General features: G+C 75.1%; 5 protein-coding genes and 1 pseudogene. 1 reads left to right on the top strand and 5 read right to left on the bottom strand.

The window, feature by feature from the left end:
• Nucleotides 1-617: prephenate dehydrogenase/arogenate dehydrogenase family protein (locus SSBG_RS24345; RefSeq protein WP_008748727.1), on the bottom strand; the 617-nt coding region annotated here is incomplete at its 3' end.
• Between the two features lie 139 nt (nucleotides 618-756).
• Between SSBG_RS24345 and SSBG_RS24340 the strand changes: the two genes are divergently transcribed.
• Nucleotides 757-1,476 (top strand): nucleotidyltransferase domain-containing protein, encoded by a 720-nt coding sequence (locus tag SSBG_RS24340; RefSeq protein WP_008748726.1) that lies wholly within the window; start codon nucleotides 757-759, stop codon nucleotides 1,474-1,476.
• A gap of 4 nt (nucleotides 1,477-1,480) precedes the next feature.
• Here SSBG_RS24340 and SSBG_RS24335 read toward each other — a convergent pair whose 3' ends face one another.
• The 4 genes and pseudogenes from SSBG_RS24335 to SSBG_RS24320 all read right to left on the bottom strand — a co-directional run.
• Nucleotides 1,481-2,539, bottom strand: a complete 1,059-nt coding sequence (locus tag SSBG_RS24335) for an ADP-ribosylglycohydrolase family protein (RefSeq protein ID WP_008748725.1) — start codon at nucleotides 2,537-2,539, stop codon at nucleotides 1,481-1,483.
• A 179-nt stretch (nucleotides 2,540-2,718) separates the two neighbouring features.
• A pseudogene (locus SSBG_RS24330) lies at nucleotides 2,719-4,041 on the bottom strand (pseudouridine synthase).
• A complete protein-coding gene (gene scpB, locus SSBG_RS24325; protein ID WP_008748722.1) occupies nucleotides 4,041-4,769 on the bottom strand; it encodes an SMC-Scp complex subunit ScpB in 729 nt (242 codons plus the stop codon). The pseudogene SSBG_RS24330 and the gene scpB overlap by 1 nt, the downstream one beginning before the upstream one ends.
• Nucleotides 4,766-5,664: segregation and condensation protein A (locus SSBG_RS24320; RefSeq protein WP_234010638.1), on the bottom strand; the 899-nt coding region annotated here is incomplete at its 5' end. The genes scpB and SSBG_RS24320, both read right to left, overlap by 4 nt.

Here is a 5,664-nt window from a genome sequence, read left to right as displayed (position 1 = left end):
CCGCACAGCCGGACGGCCGTGTCGTCGGCGTGCTCCAGGCGCGCGGCGACGAGCGTGGACATGAGCTGCGGCATGTGCGAGACGAGCGCCACGGCGCTGTCGTGCGCGTCGCCGTCCATGACGACGGGCACGGCCCGGCAGTGCGCGACGAGTTCGAGGGCCTGGTTGAGGACCTCGGTGTCGGTGTCGCGGGCGGGGGTGAGGACCCAGGGGCTGCCCTCGAAGAGCTCGGCGGTCGCGGCGAGCGGCCCGGAGCGCTCGCGGCCGGCCATGGGGTGGGTGCCGAGGTAGCGGCGCAGCCGCCCCGGGTCGGCGCCCAGCGCCTCCAGCTCGCGGCGCGGGCCGCTCTTGACGCTCGCGACGTCGAGGTAGCCGTGCGCGGCGTCGGCGCGCAGCAGCCCGGCGAGCGTCCCGGCGACGTGGGCGGGCGGCACGGCGACGATCGCGAGGTCCGCGGTCCCGGCGGGCGGCTCCGTCGTGCCCGCGCCGAGCGAGGCGGCGGTGCGGGCCGCGTCGGCGTCCCGGTCGGCGAGGTGCACGTGCACGCCGCGCCGGGTCAGGGCGAGGCCGAGCGAGGTACCGATGAGTCCGGTGCCGACGACGAGTGCGGTTCTCACAGGGGGTTCCTTGCGCGGGTGCGGGCCGGGGGCGGGGTACGGGCCGGAGCGCGGCCCGTGACCAGGGTAGTCATCCCCGGGCGGGCCCGCGCCGGAAATTGCCGCGCCCCCGGGCTCGGGGCGGGCCTACTCTCCCGGGATGAGTCCCGCCGAACCGGTCCGCGCCCCCACCCTCCCCGTCCCCGCCGACTACGTCCGCGACCACACCGTGTACGCCTGTGTCACCGGCTCGCGCGCCCAGGGCCTCGCGACCCCGGCGAGCGACACCGATCTGCGCGGGATCTTCCTCGTGCCCACGCCGGACTTCTGGCGCCTCGGGAAACCGCCCACGCACGTCCGGGGGCCGGCGCCCGAGCAGCTGAGCTGGGAGCTGGAGCGGGCCTGCGCGCTCGCGCTGCGCGGTGACCCGAACGTGCTCGAAGCGCTGAACTCCCCGCTCGTCCTCAACACCGGGCCGGTCGGCGCCGAACTGCTCGCGCTGCGCGACGCCTTCCTCTCCCGCACGGTGCTCGACGCGCTGACCCGCTACGCGCACAGCCAGGGCCGCAAGCTCGCCGCCGACCTGCGCGGCCACGGCGCCCCGCGCTGGAAGCACGCGATGCACCTGCTGCGCCTGCTCCTCACGGCCCGCGAGCTGCTGCGCACGGGCGCGTACGTGGTCGACATGGGCCCGTACCGCGAGGAACTGCTCGCCGTGCGGCGCGGCGAGACGACGTGGGAGTCCTGGTCGCGCCGTACCGAGCGGCTGCTCGTGGGGACGGAGGCGAAGGCGGCCCACGCCCGGCTCCCTGCCGGGCCCGACGTCGCCCGCGTGGAGGACTTCCTCCTGCGGGTCCGGCGGGCCTCGGCGCTCGGCTGAGCCGTCAGCGCCCGGCGCCGCCGTCCCAGCGCCGTCCCAGGGCGCGTAACTCCTCGCGGTGCTCGACCCGCTCGGCCCACTCCCCCGGCCACGCCGCCTCGCCCGCGTACGCGCCCGCGAAGGCCCCCGCGACGCAGGCGAGGGAGTCCGAGTCGCCGCGCGTGCACGCGGCCCGTCGCAGGACGAGCGGCGGCTCGTCGGGGAAGAGCAGGAAGCACAGGAGCGCGGTCGCGAAAGCCTCCTCGGCGATCCACCCGTCCCCGGTCAGTTCGCAGGGGTCGCGCTCGGGGTCGCGGGGCGCGGCCTCGACGCGGTCGAGGACCGCGAGGCACTCGTCCCAGCCGCGCGCCGCGTAGTCGCCCGGCGAGGCGTCGCCCGCGCGGCGCCACAGGTCGCCGAGCCACGCCGCGTGGTACGTCGAGCGGTGCTCCTCGGCGTAGGCGCGCAGCTCCGGCAGCAGCGCCCGCGGCCGCGTGCCGTCCGCGAGGAGGCGGATCGTGTGCGCGGTGAGGTCGCTCGCGGCGAGCGCGGTGGGGTGGCCGTGGGTGAGGGCGGCCTGCCACTGGGCGAGCGCGGAGCGGGTCTCCCGGCCGAGCCCGGGGAGCAGCGCGACGGGGGCGACGCGCATGTTGGCGCCGCAGCCCTTGGAGTGGGTCTGGCTCGCGTCCTGCCAGGGCACTGCGGGGTCCTTGAGGACGAGGCAGGCGCGCAGGCAGGTGTTGCCGGGGGCGCGGTTGTTGTCCGGGGAGTCGTACCAGGCCACGAACTCCTCGCGCACCGGCCGCTCGCAGCGCGAGGGGCGGAGCGTGCCGCGCGCGGCGGCGGTCTCCAGGCCGCGCGCGAGGGCGAGGGTCATCTGCGTGTCGTCGGAGATCCAGGCGGTGGGGCGGGGCAGGTCCATCCCGCGCCAGGGCCCGCACTTCGCGAGAATGCCCGGCACGTCGTTGAACTCGGTCGGGAAGCCGAGCGCGTCGCCCAGCGCCAGGCCCAGGAGGGCACCGCCGGCGGGGCGGTCGTCACGGGCGGGGGCGGTCGTCGTCGCGTATGTCGTCTCATCACTCATCGTCAGACTGACGATAAGGGGGGTGCGGGGTCTCGCACAAGCCCTCCGCGCCAAGCCGCCGCGTCCACGTCGTACCGCCGGGCCGCCCCACCCCCCGGCGTACCGCGCGCCGCCGCGTCCCGGGAACGCCGGAGGGGCGGCGGGCCGCGCCGGCCCCCCGCCCCTCCGTGCCGGGCGTCCTACAGATCGACCTCGCGCATGAGCATCCCGACCTCGGTGTTGCTCAGCCGCCGCAGCCAGCCCGACTTCTGGTCCCCGAGCGTGATCGGCCCGAAGGCGGTCCGCACGAGCTTGTCGACGGGGAAACCGGCCTCGGCGAGCATCCGCCGCACGATGTGCTTGCGGCCTTCGTGGAGGGTCACCTCGACGAGGTAGTTCTTGCCGGTCTGCTCTACGACCCGGAAGTGGTCGGCGCGCGCCCAGCCGTCCTCCAGCTCGATCCCGTCCTTGAGCCGCTTGCCCAGGTCGCGCGGGATCGGCCCGACGATGTGCGCGAGGTACGTCTTGCGCACGCCGTAGCGGGGGTGGGTCAGGCGGTGGGCCAGCTCCCCGTGGTTGGTGAGGAGGATGACGCCCTCGGTCTCGGTGTCGAGACGGCCGACGTGGAAGAGCCGGGTCTCGCGGTTGTTGACGTAGTCGCCAAGGTTCTGGCGGCCCTCGGGGTCCTCCATCGTCGCGACGACACCGGCGGGCTTGTTGAGCGAGAAGAACTGGTACGACTGCGTGGCGACCGTGAGCCCGTCGACCTTGATCTCGTCGCTCGGCTTCACGCGCAGACCCTGCTCCAGGACAATCTCGCCGTTGACCTCGACGCGCGCCTGCTCGATCAGCTCCTCGCAGGCCCGCCGCGAACCGTAACCGGCGCGCGCGAGGACCTTCTGGAGCCGCTCGCCCTCCTGCTCCGCCCCGGGGAACGTCTTCGGGGGCTTCGGCCGGGAGTCCTTCTCGGCGTACCGCTCGCGGTTGCGCTCCTCCAGCTTCGCGTCCAGCTCACGGGGCCGGGCCGCCGCGGTGCGGGGGCGGCGCGAGACCGGACCGTCCTTCGTGCCGCGCTTCGGCCCGCCCTTGGTGCCGCCGCGCGCGGCGTCCCCTCACGAGCCGGGCCGCGAACCGGAGCCCGGTCTGTAGCCGTCGCCGCGCGAACCGGAGCCGTACGAACCGGAGCCGCTGCCGCGCGAGCCCGAACCGTACGAGCCGGAACCGCTGCCGCCGTCGCTGCCGCGTGAGCCCGAGCCGCTGACGCGTGAGCCGGAGCCGCCGCCGCGTGAGCCGGAGCCCGCGCCGCCGCCGCTCTTGCCGGAGCCGCCGGGCCTGCCGGCACCGCCCGAGCCGCCGCCGGGCCTGCCGCCCGCGCGCTTGTCCTCGCTGCCGCCGTGCGCTCCCGGCACGTCGTAGCGGCGTTCCTCGGGACGGGGGCGTCCCGCCCTCTTCTGCTTGTCGTCGCGCTGGTTACCGGCTCCCCGGTGATTCCCGCGCCCGCTGTCCCTGCCGCTGCTTCGCATCAGTGTTCCGTCGGATCGAGGTGGTCGAGATGGTCGTCTTCGACGGCCCCGGTGTAGCCGTGACCGTGCGCGGCGCCGTCGTCTTCGGCGTCCGGATCGAACGACGGCACACCTTCCAGTGTCTCAGCCTCGATGGCCTCCGCTTCCGGCAGGAAGGGGGCCAGCTCCGGAAGCTCGTCCAGGCCGCGCAGGCCCATCCGCTCCAGGAAGTAGTGCGTCGTCCGGTACAGGATCGCACCACTCTCGCGTTCCGTGCCCGCCTCCTCGACCAGTCCGCGCTGGAGGAGGGTCCGCATGACGCCGTCGCAGTTGACCCCGCGCACCGCCGAGACCCGCGCGCGGCTGACCGGCTGCCGGTACGCGACGACGGCGAGGGTCTCCAGCGCGGCCTGCGTGAGGCGGGCCTGCTGGCCGTCGAGGACGAAGCTCTCGACGGCCGCCGCGTACGTCGCCCGCGAGTAGAACCGCCAGCCGCCCGCGACGAGCCGCAGTTCGAAACCGCGCCCCTGCGCGGTGTACTCGTCGGCGAGCGCCCGCAGGGCCGCCGCGACCTGCCGCACCGGCCGTTGCAGCACCTTGGCGAGGTGCTCCTCGGTCGCGGGCTCGTCCACGACCATGAGCACGGCTTCGAGCGCGCCCCGCAGGTCGAGTCCGGCCGGCGCGGGGGCGGAGTCCTCGTCCCCGGCGAACCGTGTGTCGGTCCCCTGCCCGAGGGTGTCCTGGCTCATGCGGTGTGCTCCTGGTCGAACTCGTCGGTGACGGCGGAGGCCGCAGCGTCCTCCTCGCCGCCGGTCCAGCGGACGGTGAGCGTACCCAGCGCCTCCTGCTGCTCCAGCGCCACCGCCTTCTCGCGGTACAGCTCCAGGAGCGCGAGGAAGCGGGCGACGACGGTGAGGGTGTCGTCGGTGTCCGCGACGAGCGCCCCGAAATCGGCCTCCCCCACCTCGCGCAGGCGCGCCACGAGCAGCCCGGCCTGTTCCCGTACGGAGACGAGCGGGGCGTGGATGTGGTCCACGTAGACGGCGGGTTCCGGCTTCGGCCGCATCGCCTTGACGGCGAGCCGGGCGAAGCCGTCGGGCCCGGTACGGATCACGACGTCGGGCAGCAGCTCGGCGAAGCGGGGCTCCATCGCGACGGTACGGGGGAAGCGGCGCGCCTCACGCGCGAGGCGGCCCGCGAAGATGTCGGCGACCTGCTTGTACGCCCGGTACTGCAACAGCCGCGCGAAGAGCAGGTCCCGCGCCTCCAGCAGCGCGAGATCCGCCTCGTCCTCGACCTCCGCGACCGGCAGCAGCCGGGCGGCCTTCAGGTCCAGCAGCGTCGCCGCGACGACGAGGAACTCGGTCGTCTGGTCGAGATCCCACTCGCTCCCCATGCCCCGGATGTGCGCCATGAACTCGTCAGTCACCCGCGAGAGCGCGACCTCCGTGATGTCGAGCTTGTGCCGGGAGATGAGCTGGAGCAGGAGGTCGAAGGGCCCCTCGAAGTTGTCGAGCCGCAACGTGAACCCGCCCTTGGCGGGGGCGGGGCCCTCGGCGGGGGCGGCAGCATCGGCGGCGGCCGGGTGGCTGGGTGTCGCGGGGGGCCGAGCGGGAGCGCCGGGGGGCTCGGAGGGGTCGGGGG

It is taken from the genome of Streptomyces sp. SPB074 (assembly GCF_000154905.1).
GTDB lineage: Bacteria > Actinomycetota > Actinomycetes > Streptomycetales > Streptomycetaceae > Streptomyces.
This window is presented reverse-complemented; position numbering and strand designations above follow the sequence as displayed.